This window comes from Streptomyces sediminimaris, assembly GCF_047049295.1.
In the GTDB taxonomy this organism is placed as follows: domain Bacteria; phylum Actinomycetota; class Actinomycetes; order Streptomycetales; family Streptomycetaceae; genus Streptomyces; species Streptomyces sediminimaris.
In genome coordinates this window covers 696,562-711,941 of the sequence record NZ_JBJWOT010000001.1, presented here as the reverse complement: position 1 = coordinate 711,941, position 15,380 = coordinate 696,562, and the positions used below count along the sequence as shown (strand labels likewise).

Here is a 15,380-nt window from a genome sequence, read left to right as displayed (position 1 = left end):
TGACGCGCCGGCCGCCCCCGCGCCGGCCGCGTCCCGGTCCCCGCCCCACCTGCGGTCCCCGCCCCACCTGCGGTACCGGCGGCCCCGCGTCCGCTGCCTTCGGATGTTCCGATGCCGCCGGATGTCCGGCAGACCTCAGCAGATGCGCGGCAGTTGCTCGCCCAGCGGCATCTCCACGATCCGCCGCGCGCCGACCAGCGTCCGGAGCATGACCCGGCCCCGCGGCCCCTGCGGCAGCACCTCGCCGATGCGTGCCGCCTGTGCCCCCTCGGGGAGCGAACGCAGGGCGGCCAGTGCCGCGTCGGCCACGCCGGGGTCCACGAAGGCGACCAGGCAGCCCTCGTTGGCGACGACCATGGGATCCAGCCCGAGCAGGTCGCAGGCGGAGGCCACCGCCTGCGGCACGGGCACGGCGCCTTCCTCGATCTCCACGGCGACGGACGAGTCCCGGGCGATCTCGTTGAGCGCGGCGGCCAGTCCGCCCCGGGTCGGGTCGCGCAGGACGTGCATCCTCTCGCCCAGCGGGACCAGGGCGCGCACCAGCCGGTGCAGCGGCCGGGTGTCCGAGGCGATGTCGCTCTCGAAACCGAGCCCCTCCCGGGTGCTCAGCACGGTCGTGCCGTGCAGACCGATCGGCCCGGACAGCAGTACGGCGTCCCCCGGCCGGGCCAACGCGGCCGACGGACACAGGAGTTCGTGCCGCTGCCCGATGCCGGTGGTGTTGATGAAGAGCCGGTCGGCGGCACCACGCCCGACGACCTTGGTGTCCCCGGTGATCACGGGCACGCCCACGTCCTGGGCGGCCTTGCCCAACGAGGCCATGACGGAGCGCAGTTCGGCCAGCGGCAGCCCCTCCTCGACGATCAGGGACACGGACAGCGCCAGCGGCCACGCGCCGCGCATGGCGAGGTCGTTGACCGTGCCGTGCACGGCGAGGGACCCGATGTCCCCGCCCGGGAAGAACAGCGGGCTGACGACGAAGCTGTCGGTGCTCATCACCAGACCCGGATGGGCGGGCAGCAGCGCGGCGTCCTCCAGCGGTCCCGTGCCGCCGCCGACGGCGGGCAGCACCAGGCTGTCGAGCAGCTCCGCGGTGAGGCGCCCGCCGGCACCGTGGCCCAGCAGGACCACCTCGTCCTCGTGGTTCGGGTTGGGGCATTGGATGCTCATGGCGTGCTCCTCGTGGGAGTGCGTCCGGCCGCGTGGAAGGCGGCGCAGGTGCCCTCGGACGACACCATCGGCGCGCCCAGCGGGTGGCGGGGTGTGCAGCGGGTACCGTACGCGGCGCAGTCCGTGGGCAGTTTGGCCCCGGTGAGGATGGCGCCCGCGATGCACGCCGCGTCCTCGACGGGCCGCAGACCGCCCACGTCGAAGCGGTGGGCCGCGTCGAACTCCCGGAACCGCGGGGTCAGTTCCAGCCCGCTGTCCGGCAGCTGCCCGATGCCGCGCCAGGCCCGGTCGGCGACCCGGAAGACCCGGCGGACGGAGTCCTGGGCGTCGGTGTTGCCGGACCGGCGCACGGCCCGCGCGTACTGGTTCTCCACCTCCGCCCGCCCGGCCTCCAGCTGCCGTACGGCCATCAGGATGCCCTCCAGCAGGTCCAGCGGCTCGAAGCCGGTGACCACGATGGGGACCCGGTAGCGGGCGGCGATCGGCTCGTACTCGGTCCAGCCCATCACCGCGCACACGTGCCCGGCCGCCAGGAAGGCCTGCACCTCGCAGTCGGGGTCGTCGAGCAGGGCCGTCATGGCGGGCGGCACGAGGACGTGGCTGACCAGCATGGAGAAGTTCGTCAGGCCGAGCCGGGCCGCGTGCAGCACGGCCGTGGCGTTGGCCGGCGCGGTTGTCTCGAAGCCGACGGCGAGGAAGACCACCTCACGGTCGGGGTTCTCGGCGGCCAGGCGCACGGCGTCCATCGGGGCGTACACCACGCGCACGTCGGCGCCGCGCGCCCGCAGCGACAGCAGGTCGGTGTCCGTGCCGGGCACCCGCAGCATGTCGCCGAAGCTGGTGAGGATCACACCGGGCCGGGCGGCGATCGCCATGGCCCGGTCCAGGGTCTCCAGCGGGGTGACGCAGACCGGGCAGCCGGGACCGTGGATCATCCGCATCCCGGCGGGCAGCAGCTCGTCGATGCCCTGGCGGACCAGGGTGTGGGTCTGCCCGCCGCACACCTCCATGATCCGCCAGGGACGCGTGGCGGTCCGCCGCAGCTCGTCCAGGAGCCGCCGGGCGAGGACGGGATCGCGGTACTCGTCGAGGTACTTCATCGGTGCGTGAGATCGAGGCGGACGTCCACGACCCCCTCCACCGCCCGCACCGCGCGCGCCACCACGGGCACGAGCGTCCGGTCGGGCATGACACCGCCCAGCGTGACCACGCCCTCGGACACGCTGACGTTGACCGGGGTGACGACCGGGAGCTGGCTCAGCACGCTGCGCCGGATCTCCGCGGCGATCTCCTCGTCGTCCCGCAGGAAGACCTTGAGCAGGTCGCTGCGGCTGACCACGCCCTGGAGCAGGCCGACGCCGTCCACGACGGGCAGCCGCTTGACGTGCCGGCGGGCCATGATGCGGGCGGCCTCGGCCAGCGACGCGTCGGCGTGCACGGTCACGGCGGGGGCGCTCATCAGCTGGCCCGCGGTCACCGCGCCCGCCTTCCTCCGGTCGGCCGGGTCCCCCTCCTCGGTGTCCCTGAACTCCTCCTTGGCCATCAGGTCGGCCTCGGAGACCACCCCGACGACCCGGCCCTCGCCCGCCAGGACCGGCAGGGCGCTGACCTTCCACTGGTCGAGCAGCTCGACGATCTCCTTGAAGGACGCCTCGCTGCCGACGGCGACGACGGTGTGCGTCATCACGTCGCTCACGGTGTACGGGGATTCAGACATCGCAGCCTCCCGGGGTGTCTCCCGAGGTACGGACGACCGTCAGGTCGAGGAAGTGGGTGGAGCACGAGATGCACGGGTCGTGGTTGCGGATCGCCCGCTCGCACAGGGCCGTCAACTCGGCCTCGTCCGGGTCGCGTTCGCCGATCGCGTGCTGCGTCAGGCGGCGCAGGTCGTCCTCGATCGCGCCCTGGTTCTGCGCCGTCGGCGGCACCAGCAGGGCACTGGTCACGATGCCGTCGGCGTCGAGTTCGTAGCGGTGGTACAGCAGCCCGCGGGGCGCCTCGGTGGCGCCGTGACCGGTGCCCGCGACCGGGGGCACCTCGGCGTAGGGGCGCGCGGGCGGCTCGTAGCCGTCGATGATCCGCAGCGCCTCCGCGACGGCGTACACCGTCTCCACGGCCCGCACCAGGATCGACCGGAACGGATTGCGGCACACGGCGCCCTCGCGTGGATCGCCCAGCCCCGCCTCCACGGCGGCCTGCAGCGCCACCGGCGACAACCGCGCGCCGCTGATCGCGAACCGGGCGAGCGAGCCGGTGAGATGCGTCCGTCCGTCCAGCCGCGAGTGCAGCGCGGTGGAGTGCTCCACGTGCGTCTCGGCGACGTGCCCGGTGAACTCCCGCACCGGGAAGGAGAGGGTGGAGCCGTCCGGGCGCAGCACGGTCGGGGTGCCGCCCTCGATGGCGTACGTGTCCGGTTCGGCCAGCGCCAGCAGGTCGGCCTCGACGCGGGCGTCCGGGAACTCGAAGCCGGCCACCCAGCGCACGGTCTCCCACGCGTCGTCCAGCGACTGCGTCAACTGCTCCCGCAGCGGGCGCAGTTCCTCACGGGTCGGCACCCGGTGGAAGCCGCCCAGCCGGACGTTCACGGGGTGCACGGCCCGTCCGCCGAGCAGCTCCATCAGGGCGTTGCCGGCCTTCTTCAGCCTGAGCCCCCGCTCCACCTCCGCGCGATGGGTGCGGGCCAGCTCGATGGCGCTCGCCCGGCCCAGGAAGTCCGGCGCGTGCAGCAGGTAGATGTGCAGGACCTGGCTCTCGATCCACTCGCCGCAGTACAGCAGCCGGCGCAGGTCCCGGATCGCCGGGTCGACCGTCACCCCGCACGCGTCCTCCAGCGCCGCGCACGCGCTCATCTGGTACGCCACCGGGCAGATCCCGCACACCCGCGCCGTGATGTCCGGGGGCTCGGTGTAGGAACGGCCGCGCAGGAACGCCTCGAAGAAGCGCGGCGGCTCGTAGATCTCCAGCCGCGCCTCGGTGACCGTGCCGTCGTGCACGCGCAGGCGCAGCGCGCCCTCGCCCTCGACCCGGGACAGCGAGCCGACGTGCAGCACTCGGGATCCGCGATGCGTCACTTGCCCAACTCCTTGTCGAAGGCGGTGGCGTTGAAGGTGTGCAGGAACCGCTCCACGTCGTCCTCGCCGAGGCCGTCGCGGCGCAGCAGCGGGATCAGCGCGGGCAGGTTCACCGACCCGGACGGGCCGAAGCAGCCGAAGCAGCCGCGGTGGTAGGCGGGGCACAGGGCCCCGCACCCGGCGTGGGTGATCGGCCCGAGGCAGGGGGTGCCGTGGGCGACCGTGACGCAGACCGTGCCGCGCCGCTTGCACTCGAAGCACACGCTGTGGTTCGGCACGTCCGGCTTCCGGCCGGCGAGGAAGGCGGTGATCACCTCGATGAGCTGGCGGCGGTCGACCGGGCAGCCGCGCAGCTCGAAGTCGACGTCCACATGGGCCGACACGGGCGTGGAGGTGGCGAGCGTGGAGATGTACTCGGGGTGCGCGTACACGGTGCGCCGGAACTCCGCCACGTCCGCGAAGTTCCTCAGCGCCTGGATGCCGCCGGCCGTGGCGCACGCCCCGATGGTCACCAGGTGGCGCGAGGCGGCGCGGATCGCCCGGATCCGCTCGGCGTCCGCGGCCGTGGTGATCGAGCCCTCGACCAGGGAGAGGTCGTACGGGCCGGGCTCCACCGCGCTGGAGGCCTCGAGGAAGTGCGAGATGTCCACCTCGCCCGCGAGCGCGAGGAGTTCGTCCTCGCAGTCGAGCAGCGTCAGCTGGCAGCCGTCGCAGGAGGCCAGCTTGAACACGGCGAGCCTGGGCCTGGTCCTGGTGTCGGCCATCTCACAACTCCCTCACCGAAAGCAGGGGTTCGGCGCGCGCCCAGTCCACGACCGGGCCCACCTGGCACAGCAGCAGCGGGCCGAGCTGGCAGTGTCCGCAGTGCCCGGTCGCGCAGCGCATGTTGCGTTCCAGCGAGACCTGGACGCGGTCGCCGGGCACCCCGCGCTGGACGAGGTCGCGGGCGGTGGCCCGGATCATGGGCTCGGGGCCGCACACGAACGCCGTCGTCCCGGGGGGCTCGAACCGCGCCCGCCCGAGCAGCTGGGTGACCACGCCGACGTCCCCGCGCCAGTCCACCTCGGGCTGGTCCACCGTCACGCCGGTGTACGCCGTGGCCCAGCTCGCCACCTCCGCGCGGGCGATCAGGTCGCCCGGGGTGCGCGCGCCGATCAGCACGTTCACGCGCCCGTACGCGGCCGGCTCGGCCAGCACGGCGAGGATCAGCGGCCGCAGCGGGGCGAAACCGATGCCGCCCGCCACGATCACGACGTCCCGGCCGTGCGCCCGCTCGGCCGCCCAGCCGGTGCCGTAGGGGCCGCGGATGCCGACGACGTCGCCGACCCCGGCCGCGCACACCCCGGAGGAGACCGCGCCCACGGAGCGGACGGTGTGCGCGAGACCGCCGGTGGCCTGGACGGAGCTGACGGACACGGGGATCTCGCCCCGCCCGAAGGCGTGCACCATGGCGAACTGACCGGGCGCGAAGTCGGGCAGCGCCGGGCCGACCGGTTCGAACCGGAGCGTGACCGTGTCCGCGGTCTCCGCCCGGCGGGCGACCACACGGTGGGGTACCGGCAGCGCGGTCATCGCCGGCCCTCCGTCTCGTAGACGCCGTAGAGGTCCACCAGCCGGGCGCGGGCCGCGTTCAGCCGGTGGGCCAGCACCCGCCCGACCCAGTGCTCCACGGCCCGCCCGAACTCGGCGTCGTCGAGACACATCAGCCGTACGGCGACGGCGTCGAACTGGTAGGCCCGCAACGGGGTCACGGCCACCGCGCCGAGCTGCCACACATACGGCTCGTACAGCCACGACCAGCCGAGCAGGTCGCCGACGCCGAGCGTCTCGATGACCGGCGGGCGGCGGCCGGGCACATGCATGTCGAGGGCGGCCGTGCCGTCGCGCAGGATCCAGAACCGGTTCGCGTGCCCGCCCTCCTCGAACAGCCGGGTGCCCTGGGCCAGGTCGACCTGGCGGCCGACCCGCAGCAGCCGTTCACGGTGTTCGGCGGGCAGCGCGTGGTTCATGCGCAGGGCTATCGAGGGGGCCATCAGTCCGACTCCGTTCCGTGTTCGTTCTCCAGGGCCGCCACTTCCTCCGTGATGTCGATGCCGGCCGGGCACCAGGCGATGCAGCGCCCGCAGCCGACGCAACCGGAGGTGCCGAACTGGTCGTGCCAGGTGGAGAGTTTGTGGGTCAGCCACTGCCGGTAGCGGCTGCGGGCCGAGCGGCGCACCGAGCCTCCGTGCAGATACGAGAAGTCCAGGTCGAAGCAGGAGTCCCAGCGCTGCCAGCGCTCGGTGTGGTCACCGGTCAGGTCGGTGACCTCCTCCGTGGTGGTGCAGAAGCAGGTGGGGCAGACCATGGTGCAGTTGCCGCAGGTCAGACAGCGCTCGGCCACGTCGTTCCAGCGCTCGGCGTCCAGACTCGACCCCATCAGGGCGCGCAGGTCGACCGGGGGCAGCGAGCGGCCCATCCGCTCACGGGCCGCGTCGACCGCGCCGCGGGCGGCGGCCTCGGTGACCGTGTCGGCGGGACGGTGCGGCAGTTGCTTCAGCAGCCGGGCGCCCTCCTCGCTGCCCACCCGCACCAGGAACCGGTGCCCGTCCTCGTCCACCACCTCGGTCAGCGCCAGGTCGTAGCCGGGATCGGCGGCCGGCCCGCCGCCCGTGGAGACGCAGAAGCAGGTGGCACCGGGCTCGGTGCACTCGGCGGCGATCAGCAGCGCACGCCGGCGCCGCCTGCCGTAGCCGCCGTCCTCGTACCGGCCGCCGCTCAGCACCCGGTCCTGGATGGCGATGGCCCGCAGATCACAGGGCCGGACCCCGAGGAAGGCGTACGACGGCGCCCCCGGCTCGTGCGCGGTGAACGACACCTCGCCCTCCGGCGTCCGGTGGGCGCTCCACAGCAGCTCCCGCGAAGGGTGCAGGAAGTTCTTCCAGGACTGCGGTCCCGCGCTGTGCGCGAAGGCCGCCCCGTCCTCGCGGGGCACCAGCCGGTAGCGCCCGGCCTCCAGCTCGACACCCCAGCCGTACGGCAGCGCGTCCGCCGAGGTCAGCTCGGACAGCACGACCGCCCCGTCCCGCACGGTCGGACCCACAACGGTCCGCCCGTCCGTCACGAGTACCCTGACCAGGTCACTGAGCCCGTCCCGATCGAGCACGGCCGGGGCTTCGTTCATGACGCTCCTCCTCGTCGCTCGTCCACTCCCAGCGTCCGGCCGCGCGGACCCTCCGGGGCAGGGGCCAACAGGCCCGGCGGCCGAGCCGACCGGACCCCGAGGTCCCGTCCGGGACACGGGCGGCCGCGCGGCGCGATCAGCTCCCCGCCGCCCGCGCACCTGCCCGGCCGCCGCCGCCCGACGCCGCTGCCGACGGCCGGCGGGCCTACGGCAGCGGCTCACCCAGTTCGCCCTCCACCGCGCCCGCCATCGCCCGCAGCACGTCGAGAGTCCGCCGGGCCTCCGCCTCGTCCACCTCGGTGATCGCGAACCCCACGTGCACGATCACGTAGGAGCCCACGTCCGCGTCAGGCGTGCAGTCGAGGCACACCTCGCGCCGGACCCCGCCGAAATCCACCGTCCCCATCCGCAGCCCCACGTCGTCGTGGACCTCCATGACCCGCCCCGGGATGCCCAGGCACATCCGCGTTCACTCCTTCCGGGCCAGCCGCGCGGCGGCGACCGCGGCCTGGCCGTAACTGATGCCGCCGTCCCCGACCGGGACCTGGCCGCCGACCAGCACCCGCAGCCCCTGCGCGTGCAGCCGCCGCTTCACCTCCGTCAGCAGCCGCCGGTTGACGAAGCAGCCTCCGCCGAGACAGACCGTCCGCGGCGCGCCGTCGTCCACCGCCCGGGCCACGAGCTCCGCGGTCACCATCCCGAGCGTCAGGTGGAAGGCCGCCGCCAGGCGGGACACCGGTTCGCCGTCCAGCCGGCGGCGCAGGATGTCCGCCAGGGTCGGGGTGGAGTCGTACACCCACAGCCCCCGTACCCGCACCACCCGCCGGTCGAGCGCCGCGGCGTGCTCCGCCCCGGCCACGGCTTCCAGCAGCACGGCCGCCTCGCCCTCGTAACCGGCCCGGTCGCACACGCCCAGCAGCGCGGCGACCGCGTCGAAGAGCCGGCCGGCGCTCGACGCGCGCGGGCAGTTGACGTCACGCGCGACCATGGCGCGCACGGCGGCGACCTCGGCCGGATCGAGCCGGTCGGTGAAGTGCCGGGTGAGCCACGGATACGGGTGCGGCGAGCCCAGCGTCTCGGCACCGAACAGATGGCCCAGAGCCGTACGGGAGGGGTGGCGCACCGCCGCGTCGCCGCCGGGCAGGGGCGCGGTCGCGAACCTGCCCACGCGGCGGTAGCCGCTCAGATCCGCGACGAGGATCTCACCGCCCCACAGGGTGCCGTCGTCACCCAGCCCGAGACCGTCGTAGGCCACGCCCGTGAACGGCCCGTGCACCCCGTGCTCGGCGGCGCAGGCGGCCACGTGGGCGTGGTGGTGCTGCACCGGAATCCGGCGCAACTCCTGCGCCCGGGCCCACTGGGTGGACAGGTAGCCGGGGTGCAGGTCGTGGGCGAGGGCCACCGGCTCGATGCCGGTGAGGTGCTTGAGGTGTGCGTACGAGGCCAGGAACGCGTCATGGGCCGGTGCGTCGGCCAGGTCCCCGAGGTGCGGTCCGAGGTGGGCGCGGCCCTCGGCGGCCAGCGTGAACGTGTGCTTGAGCTGGGCCCCGGCCCCGGCGACCGGAGCGGACACGGCGAGCGGCAGCGGGGCGGGCGCGAGTCCGCGGGCGCGCCGGACGGTGATCCGCGTCCGCCCGGCGAACTGCACCACGGAGTCGTCGTAGCGGGACCGGACGGGCCGGTCGTGGGTGAGGAAGCCGTCGGCCACTCCCGCCAGCGCACGGCGGGCCTCGGCGTCGTCGATCGCGATGGGTTCGTTCGTGAGGTTGCCGCTGGTGACCACGAGGGGGCGGGCCAGTTCGTCGAGGAGGAGGTGGTGCAGTCCGGTGGTCGGCAGGAACAGGCCCACGGTGGCCAGGCCGGGGTGCACCTCCCGGGCGAGGGGATCGGCGCCGTGCGCGCGGCGGCGCGCGAGCAGCACCACCGGGCGTTCCAGGGAGGTCAGGGCGCGCTCCTCGCCGGCGCCGATCCGGGCCAGCCGGGCGGCCGCGGGCAGGTCGCGGACCATGACGGCGAACGGCTTGGCCGGCCGGTGCTTGCGCCGCCGCAGCCGTGAGACGGCGGCCGGATCGCCCGCGTCGCAGACGAGCTGGTAGCCGCCCATCCCCTTCAGCGCGACGATCCCGCCCGCCGCGACAGCCTTGACGGCCGCCTGCAGGGCCTCCTCCCCGCGCAGGTCCTCCCAGGCGAGCCGCGGTCCGCAGTCGGGACAGGCGACGGGTTCGGCGTGGAAGCGCCGGTCCGCGGGATCGGCGTACTCGGCCGCGCACCGCGGGCAGAGCGGGAAGCGGCGCATGGTGGTGCGGATCCGGTCGTAGGGCAGGTCCTCGATGATCGTGGCGCGTGGCCCGCAGTCCGTGCAGTTGATGAACGGGTAGCGGTGGCGGCGGTCGCGGGGATCACGCAGCTCGGCCAGGCAGGCGCCGCAGATCGCGGCGTCGGGCGGGATCTCGCGCGGCGCCGCGCCCGCCTTCTCGGGCGCGCTGTGCCGTACCCGGAAGCCCCGGCCGTACGCGGGCCGTGCCTCGGCGCCGGTCAGCCGGACCCGGCGTACCCGGGCGAGGAGCGGCGCGTCGGCGCGCAGGCGGACGGCGAACTCGTCGATCGCCTGCGGTGGCCCGGCGACCTCGCCCTCCACGTGCCCGTTGACGTTGGCCACCCAGCCCTCCAGACCCAGGGCGGACGCCGTGCGGTACACGAACGGCCGGAAGCCGACCCCCTGGACGATCCCCTCCACCCGGAAGCGCCGCACGGTCATGCCGGCCTCCCCGCGCTCCGCCCGTACCGGGCGATCTCCCCCTCGACGGCCCGCACGAGCGGTTCCAGGGCCGCCTCGACGGCGGGGGAGAGGCCGGTGCCCAGTGCGCCGTCGGCGCCCTCCACGGCGTAGACGACGAGGCGTCCGGGCAGCTTGCCGAGCGCGCGGGCGAGTTCCACGGCCTCGCCGAGGCCGAGGCCGTGCGAGCTGGTCGTCGGTGGGCCCGCCAGGTCCTCGCCGTCGAGCTCCAGGCGGTGCACCCGGCCGGGCGTGCCCGGGTGCGCGTGCGCCGCGTCCACGACCACCGCGAGGTCCGCGTCCTCCCACAGCCCGATCAGCCGCCCCGGATCGCCGTCGCAGGTGGCGGGCACGGTGCCGGGCGGCAGCGGCCGCCGCGCGGCGCGCTCGCGCAGCCGGGCGAGCACCGCCCAGCCCACGCCGTCGTCACGCCGGAACTCGTTGCCGACGCCGATGACGGTGATCCGTACAGGTGTCCCCATGGCCCTCACGGTGCGCCGGCGCGCCCGGGCCCCGCATGGGCCGAACGACCCCACGGCCGGGCCGACCCGCCCGGATCAGGAGGGCACCACGGCGACCGGGCAGCGGAAGTGGCCCATCAGCTCCCGCAGTGTGGAGCCCGCGCCCGAATGCCGTCCGAGCACCATGAGTTCGGCGCCCTCCGAGGCATGGGCGAGGGCTTCGGCGGGGGTGAACAGCAGGACGTCCTCCAGCACGTCGACGTCCGGGTTCTTCCTGCGCCAGGGCCGCAGGGCGTCCGACAGCAGCTGCACCTCGTTGTCCTCCCAGGTGGCGCGGTCCTCCTCCAGCAGCGGCAGCGGTGCGGCGGGGGTGCGCGCGGGCAGCTTCCAGGCGTGCACCGCGTGCAGGCGCGCGCCGCGCAGCCGGGCCTCCTCGAAGGCGAAGTCGAGCGCGGCGGCCGACGGGTCGCGGACGTCGACGCCGACGGTCACGCCGGCCGGCCGCCACGGGGGAACCTCACCGGGCGCCGCACCCGGGACCAGGACCACCGGACCGGCCGCGGCCGCCGCCACGGCGGCCGCGGTCGAGCCCACGGAGATCCCGGCCTGGCCCCCCTCGCCGCGCAGGCCGAGCACGAGCAGCGGCGCGCCCCGGCCGGCTTCGCGCAGCACCGGGGCCGGTGCGCCGATCTCGCTCGCGGCCCGTGCCCGCAACGCCGGGTGGCGCCCGGCGAGTTCGGCCACCACATGGTCGGCCACCGCCTCGGGGTGGTACGGCCACTGCTCCACGGGATCCATGGGGGCCGGCGGCACCACGTGCACCACCCGCAGCGGCAGTCCGCGCAGCAGCGCCTCCCTGGCCGCCCAGTCGGCGGCGGCACGGCTGCGCGCCGACCGGTCGACGCCGACGATGATCTCCTGCTGCATGGTGCGCCGCCTTTCGGACCGTGTGCCCTCCAGATTTCCCCCCGCGTCCCGCCGCCACGCAGGGGCCGAACGGTCCAGGTTGAAGACCTGGCGGCCCATACCTGCCAGCGGGCCCCGGCACGACGCTGGTGGCGAGGAGCAGACCGAGCGCTGGAGGTGCGCATCATGGTGTTGCCCGTCATCGCCGGGGTCGACGGATCCGCCGAGAGCCTGGCAGCCGCTCAGTGGGCCGCCCGCGAGGCGCTGCGCCGCGACCGGCCCCTGCAGCTCTTCCACGCCTGGAACTGGCACCCCCGCCAGGAGGACGGCGAAGAGGCCATGGCCGCCCGGCGCCACCTCGCCAGGCGGTCGCTGCGCGAGGCGGAGGACCACATCCGCCGCACCTGTCCCGACGTCCGCCTGACCCCCGACGTCCAGGTCGAGGGCCCGGCCACCGCCGCCCTGGTCAAGGCCGGTGAGGAGACCGATCTGCTGGTGCTGGGCTCGCGCGGTCTGAGCGGCTTCACCGGCTTCCTGGTCGGTTCGGTCGCACAGGGCGTGGTGGCCCGCGCCGCCCGGCCCGTCGTGCTGGTCCGGGCCGGCGAGGAGGCCGCCGACGAGCACCTTCCGGACCGTGACGGGAACGCGTCCACGCGCACCCCGTACCGGGACGTCGTCCTCGGCGTCGACGTCGGCAACCCGTGCGACGAGGTGATCGAGTTCGCCTTCGAGGAGGCCCGGCTGCGCGGCGCGCGCCTGCACGTGGTGCACGCCTGGCAGCAGCCCTCCGCGGTCGCGCTCGGCCCCGGCGACCTCGGCCTGATCGACGCCTCGGAACGGGCCGGGGAGTGGCTCGGCTATCTGACCGCCGTCCTGCGGGTGTGGCGTGACAAGTACCCCGAGGTCGAGGTCACCGAGACCGTGACCGAGGGCCGCCCGCAGTCCGTGCTGGTCCGGGCCGCCTCCGGAGCGAGCCTGCTCGTCGTCGGCCGCCGGGTCGCCGAACGGTCCGCGGGCCCGCGCACCGGCCCCGTCACCCATGCCGCCATCCACCACGTCGGCTGCCCCGTGGCCGTCGTGCCCCACGTCTGAGAGGGATCATGACCAAGCCGACGAAGTATGTGTACGCCTTCGCCGAGGGCAGCCGCGACATGGCCGACCTGCTGGGCGGCAAGGGCGCCGGACTCGCCGAGATGACCAGGATCGGCCTGCCCGTCCCGCCCGGGTTCACCGTCACCACCGAGGCGTGCAAGGTCTATCTGGCCACCGGGCAGGAGCCGCCCGAACTCGGCGTCGAGGCGGCCCGGGCGCTGGCCGGCCTGGAGAGCGCCATGGGCCGCACCCTGGGGGCGCCCGACGATCCGCTCCTGGTGTCCGTCCGCTCGGGTGCCCGCTTCTCGATGCCCGGCATGATGGACACCATCCTCGACATCGGCCTCAACGACGAGTCCGTCACCGGGCTCGCCAAGGCCTCGGGGCAGGAGCGGTTCGCCTGGGACTCCTACCGCAGGCTCATCCAGATGTTCGGGCACACCGTGCTGGGTGTGGACGGCGACCTGTTCGAGCAGGCCATCGCCGCGCACAAGGCCCGGCGCGCGGTCGCCGACGACCACCTGCTCGACACCTCCGAACTCGTCCTGCTCACCGAGGACTTCAAGGCGATCATCCGCCGGGAGACCGGCGAGGACTTCCCGCAGGACCCGGCCGACCAGCTCGCCCGCGCCATCCGCGCGGTCTTCGACTCCTGGAACACCGAGCGGGCCCGCGTCTACCGCCACCGCGAACACATCCCCGAGGACCTCGGCACGGCCGTCAACGTCCAGGCGATGGTGTTCGGCAACCTCGGCCCCGACTCCGGGACCGGCGTCGCCTTCACCCGCGACCCCGCCACCGGTGAACAGGGCGTCTACGGCGACTACCTCCCCGACGCACAGGGCGAGGACGTCGTCGCCGGCGTGCGCGACGCGCTGCCGCTGAGCGAGCTCGGCACCCTCGACCCCCGCTCCTACGCCGAACTCGGCGACCACCTGCGCACCCTGGAGAACCACTACCGCGACCTGTGCGACGTCGAGTTCACCGTCGAACGCGGCAAGCTGTGGGTGCTGCAGACCCGGGTCGGCAAGCGCACCGCGGAGGCCGCCTTCCGTATCGCCCACGACCTGCGCGAGGAACACGCGATCACGGCCGACGAGGCCCTCATCCGCGTCGACGGGGCCGAACTGACCCGCCTGATGTTCCCCCGCTTCGACCTCAAGGCCACCGACCAGCCCCTGGCCCACGGCGTGCCCGCCTCACCGGGAGCGGCGGTCGGCGCCGTCGTGTTCGACTCCGCCGAGGCCGTACGCCGTGCCGCGGCCGGCGAGCAGGTGGTGCTGGTCCGCCGGGAGACCACCCCCGACGACCTGCCCGGCATGATCGCCGCCCAGGCGGTACTGACCAGCCGGGGCGGCAAGACCAGCCACGCCGCCGTGGTCGCCCGCGGCATGGGCAAGGTGTGCGTGTGCGGTGCCGAGGAGCTGGCCGTGGACACGGCCGCCCGGCAGTTCGCCGCGCCGTCCGGTGCCGTCGTCCGCGAGGGCGACGTCGTCTCCGTGGACGGCACCGCGGGCACCGTGCACCTCGGTGCCCTGCCGCTCACCGACTCCGACGTCGGTCGCGCGCTGGAGACGGGCACCGCCACGGACACGCTCACCGACGCGGTCCTGGGTGCCCTGACCCACGCCGACTCCGTACGCCGTCTTCAGGTGCGGGCCAACGCCGACACACCCGAGGACGCCGTGCGCGCCCGTGCGCTGGGTGCGCAGGGCATCGGTCTGTGCCGTACCGAGCACATGTTCCTCGGCGAGCGCAGGGCACTCGTCGAGGCGATGATCCTGGCCCGCGACGACGCCGCGCGCGAACGGGCGCTCGACGCCCTGCTGCCGCTGCAGCGGGCCGACTTCACCGCCATCCTGGAGGCGATGGACGGGCTGCCGGTGACGATCCGGCTGATCGACCCGCCGCTGCACGAGTTCCTGCCCGACCGCACGGAACTCGCCGTCCGCCTCGCCCGCACCGCGGACCCCGACCCGCACGAGCGTGAACTGCTGGCGGCCGTCGAGCGGATGCACGAGCAGAACCCGATGCTGGGCCTGCGCGGCGTCCGGCTGGGGCTGGCCGTGCCGGGCCTGATGGCCATGCAGGTCAGGGCGGTCGGCGAGGCCGTCGCCCAGCGGCTGCGCGACGGCGGCGCACCGCGCGCCGAGATCATGATCCCGCTCGTCGGCACGGTCGAGGAGCTGCGGCTGGCCCGCGCCGAGACGGAGCTCGTGCTCGGCGAGGTGGAGACCGAGACCGGCCTGAGCCTGGACTGCCCGATCGGCACGATGATCGAGCTGCCGCGGGCCGCGCTCACCGCGGGCCGTATCGCCGAGGCGGCCGACTTCTTCTCCTTCGGCACCAACGACCTCACCCAGACCACCTGGGGGCTGTCCCGCGACGACGCGGAGGCGTCCTTCTTCCCGCTCTACATCGACAAGGGCGTGTTCTCCGTGTCGCCGTTCGAGACGATCGACCAGGAGGGCGTCGGCCGGCTGGTGGAGCTGGGCGTCCAGGCGGGCCGCGCCGTCAACCCCGGGCTGGAGACGGGCGTGTGCGGCGAGCACGGCGGCGACCCGGAGTCCATCCACTTCTTCCACCGGGCGGGACTGGACTACGTCTCCTGCTCGCCCTTCCGCATCCCGGCGGCCCGGCTGGAGGCGGGACGCGCGGCGCTCACCGAGACCACCGGCACGAGCGACACCAGGTGAGCGCGTCCGGGTGGATCAGGGCGCCGCACGGCTGTGCCGGCGGCG

At 74.5% G+C, this 15,380-nt stretch carries 14 protein-coding genes; 2 read left to right on the top strand and 12 right to left on the bottom strand.

The genetic code is table 11. From position 1 onward, the window contains the following. Positions 1–135: 135 nt before the first annotated feature. From hypE to ACJ9NR_RS03240, 12 genes are all read right to left on the bottom strand, one after another. Positions 136–1,170: a hydrogenase expression/formation protein HypE gene (hypE, locus tag ACJ9NR_RS03295; RefSeq protein WP_412489874.1), complete on the bottom strand. Its 1,035-nt coding sequence runs from the start codon at positions 1,168–1,170 to the stop codon at positions 136–138. Then, positions 1,167–2,270: a hydrogenase formation protein HypD gene (hypD, locus tag ACJ9NR_RS03290; RefSeq protein ID WP_412489875.1), complete on the bottom strand. Its 1,104-nt coding sequence runs from the start codon at positions 2,268–2,270 to the stop codon at positions 1,167–1,169. Before hypD ends, hypE begins: the two co-directional genes overlap by 4 nt. Continuing rightward, positions 2,267–2,887, bottom strand: coding sequence for a CBS domain-containing protein (locus ACJ9NR_RS03285; RefSeq protein WP_412489876.1), 621 nt, complete (start codon positions 2,885–2,887; stop codon positions 2,267–2,269). Before ACJ9NR_RS03285 ends, hypD begins: the two co-directional genes overlap by 4 nt. After that, positions 2,880–4,241, bottom strand: a complete 1,362-nt coding sequence (locus ACJ9NR_RS03280; RefSeq protein WP_412489877.1) for a Ni/Fe hydrogenase subunit alpha — start codon at positions 4,239–4,241, stop codon at positions 2,880–2,882. The genes ACJ9NR_RS03285 and ACJ9NR_RS03280 overlap by 8 nt, the downstream gene beginning before the upstream one ends. Continuing rightward, positions 4,238–5,005 (bottom strand): NADH-quinone oxidoreductase subunit B family protein, encoded by a 768-nt coding sequence (locus tag ACJ9NR_RS03275; protein ID WP_412489878.1) that lies wholly within the window; start codon positions 5,003–5,005, stop codon positions 4,238–4,240. Before ACJ9NR_RS03275 ends, ACJ9NR_RS03280 begins: the two co-directional genes overlap by 4 nt. Position 5,006: 1 nt before the next feature. Beyond that, positions 5,007–5,813, bottom strand: coding sequence for an FAD/NAD(P)-binding protein (locus ACJ9NR_RS03270; RefSeq protein WP_412489879.1), 807 nt, complete (start codon positions 5,811–5,813; stop codon positions 5,007–5,009). Beyond that, the gene (locus ACJ9NR_RS03265; RefSeq protein WP_412489880.1) at positions 5,810–6,274 is read right to left on the bottom strand and encodes a Crp/Fnr family transcriptional regulator; all 465 of its coding nucleotides are present in this window, start codon (positions 6,272–6,274) and stop codon (positions 5,810–5,812) included. Before ACJ9NR_RS03265 ends, ACJ9NR_RS03270 begins: the two co-directional genes overlap by 4 nt. Then, the gene (locus tag ACJ9NR_RS03260) at positions 6,274–7,404 is read right to left on the bottom strand and encodes a 4Fe-4S dicluster domain-containing protein (protein ID WP_412489881.1); all 1,131 of its coding nucleotides are present in this window, start codon (positions 7,402–7,404) and stop codon (positions 6,274–6,276) included. The genes ACJ9NR_RS03265 and ACJ9NR_RS03260 overlap by 1 nt, the downstream gene beginning before the upstream one ends. A 205-nt stretch (positions 7,405–7,609) precedes the next feature. Next, positions 7,610–7,867 carry a HypC/HybG/HupF family hydrogenase formation chaperone gene (locus ACJ9NR_RS03255; protein ID WP_412489882.1) on the bottom strand — a complete coding sequence of 86 codons (258 nt, stop codon included), beginning with the start codon at positions 7,865–7,867 and terminating at the stop codon, positions 7,610–7,612. 6 nt (positions 7,868–7,873) lie between these two features. After that, complete coding sequence (gene hypF / locus ACJ9NR_RS03250) at positions 7,874–10,162, bottom strand: carbamoyltransferase HypF (RefSeq protein ID WP_412489883.1); 2,289 nt, start codon at positions 10,160–10,162, stop codon at positions 7,874–7,876. Next, on the bottom strand, positions 10,159–10,662 hold the full coding sequence (locus tag ACJ9NR_RS03245) for a hydrogenase maturation protease (protein ID WP_412489884.1): 504 nt from the start codon (positions 10,660–10,662) through the stop codon (positions 10,159–10,161). The genes hypF and ACJ9NR_RS03245 overlap by 4 nt, the downstream gene beginning before the upstream one ends. A gap of 75 nt (positions 10,663–10,737) precedes the next feature. Next, positions 10,738–11,568: a universal stress protein gene (locus ACJ9NR_RS03240; protein ID WP_412489885.1), complete on the bottom strand. Its 831-nt coding sequence runs from the start codon at positions 11,566–11,568 to the stop codon at positions 10,738–10,740. Between the two features lie 165 nt (positions 11,569–11,733). Between ACJ9NR_RS03240 and ACJ9NR_RS03235 the strand changes: the two genes are divergently transcribed. Continuing rightward, positions 11,734–12,639: a universal stress protein gene (locus ACJ9NR_RS03235; RefSeq protein WP_412489886.1), complete on the top strand. Its 906-nt coding sequence runs from the start codon at positions 11,734–11,736 to the stop codon at positions 12,637–12,639. 8 nt (positions 12,640–12,647) lie between these two features. Beyond that, positions 12,648–15,335: a pyruvate, phosphate dikinase gene (ppdK, locus tag ACJ9NR_RS03230; RefSeq protein WP_412489887.1), complete on the top strand. Its 2,688-nt coding sequence runs from the start codon at positions 12,648–12,650 to the stop codon at positions 15,333–15,335. The last annotated feature ends 45 nt before the right edge of the window (positions 15,336–15,380 follow it).

What these genes read in the sequence shown, in the direction of transcription:
- hypE (WP_412489874.1), bottom strand. Translation starts at nt 1,170, where the DNA reads ATGAGCATCCAATGCCCCAACCCGAACCACGAGGACGAGGTGGTCCTG.
- hypD (WP_412489875.1), bottom strand. Translation starts at nt 2,270, where the DNA reads ATGAAGTACCTCGACGAGTACCGCGATCCCGTCCTCGCCCGGCGGCTC.
- ACJ9NR_RS03285 (WP_412489876.1), bottom strand. Translation starts at nt 2,887, where the DNA reads ATGTCTGAATCCCCGTACACCGTGAGCGACGTGATGACGCACACCGTC.
- ACJ9NR_RS03275 (WP_412489878.1), bottom strand. Translation starts at nt 5,005, where the DNA reads ATGGCCGACACCAGGACCAGGCCCAGGCTCGCCGTGTTCAAGCTGGCC.
- ACJ9NR_RS03270 (WP_412489879.1), bottom strand. Translation starts at nt 5,813, where the DNA reads ATGACCGCGCTGCCGGTACCCCACCGTGTGGTCGCCCGCCGGGCGGAG.
- ACJ9NR_RS03265 (WP_412489880.1), bottom strand. Translation starts at nt 6,274, where the DNA reads ATGGCCCCCTCGATAGCCCTGCGCATGAACCACGCGCTGCCCGCCGAA.
- ACJ9NR_RS03260 (WP_412489881.1), bottom strand. Translation starts at nt 7,404, where the DNA reads ATGAACGAAGCCCCGGCCGTGCTCGATCGGGACGGGCTCAGTGACCTG.
- ACJ9NR_RS03255 (WP_412489882.1), bottom strand. Translation starts at nt 7,867, where the DNA reads ATGTGCCTGGGCATCCCGGGGCGGGTCATGGAGGTCCACGACGACGTG.
- hypF (WP_412489883.1), bottom strand. Translation starts at nt 10,162, where the DNA reads ATGACCGTGCGGCGCTTCCGGGTGGAGGGGATCGTCCAGGGGGTCGGC.
- ACJ9NR_RS03245 (WP_412489884.1), bottom strand. Translation starts at nt 10,662, where the DNA reads ATGGGGACACCTGTACGGATCACCGTCATCGGCGTCGGCAACGAGTTC.
- ACJ9NR_RS03240 (WP_412489885.1), bottom strand. Translation starts at nt 11,568, where the DNA reads ATGCAGCAGGAGATCATCGTCGGCGTCGACCGGTCGGCGCGCAGCCGT.
- ACJ9NR_RS03235 (WP_412489886.1), top strand. Translation starts at nt 11,734, where the DNA reads ATGGTGTTGCCCGTCATCGCCGGGGTCGACGGATCCGCCGAGAGCCTG.
- ppdK (WP_412489887.1), top strand. Translation starts at nt 12,648, where the DNA reads ATGACCAAGCCGACGAAGTATGTGTACGCCTTCGCCGAGGGCAGCCGC.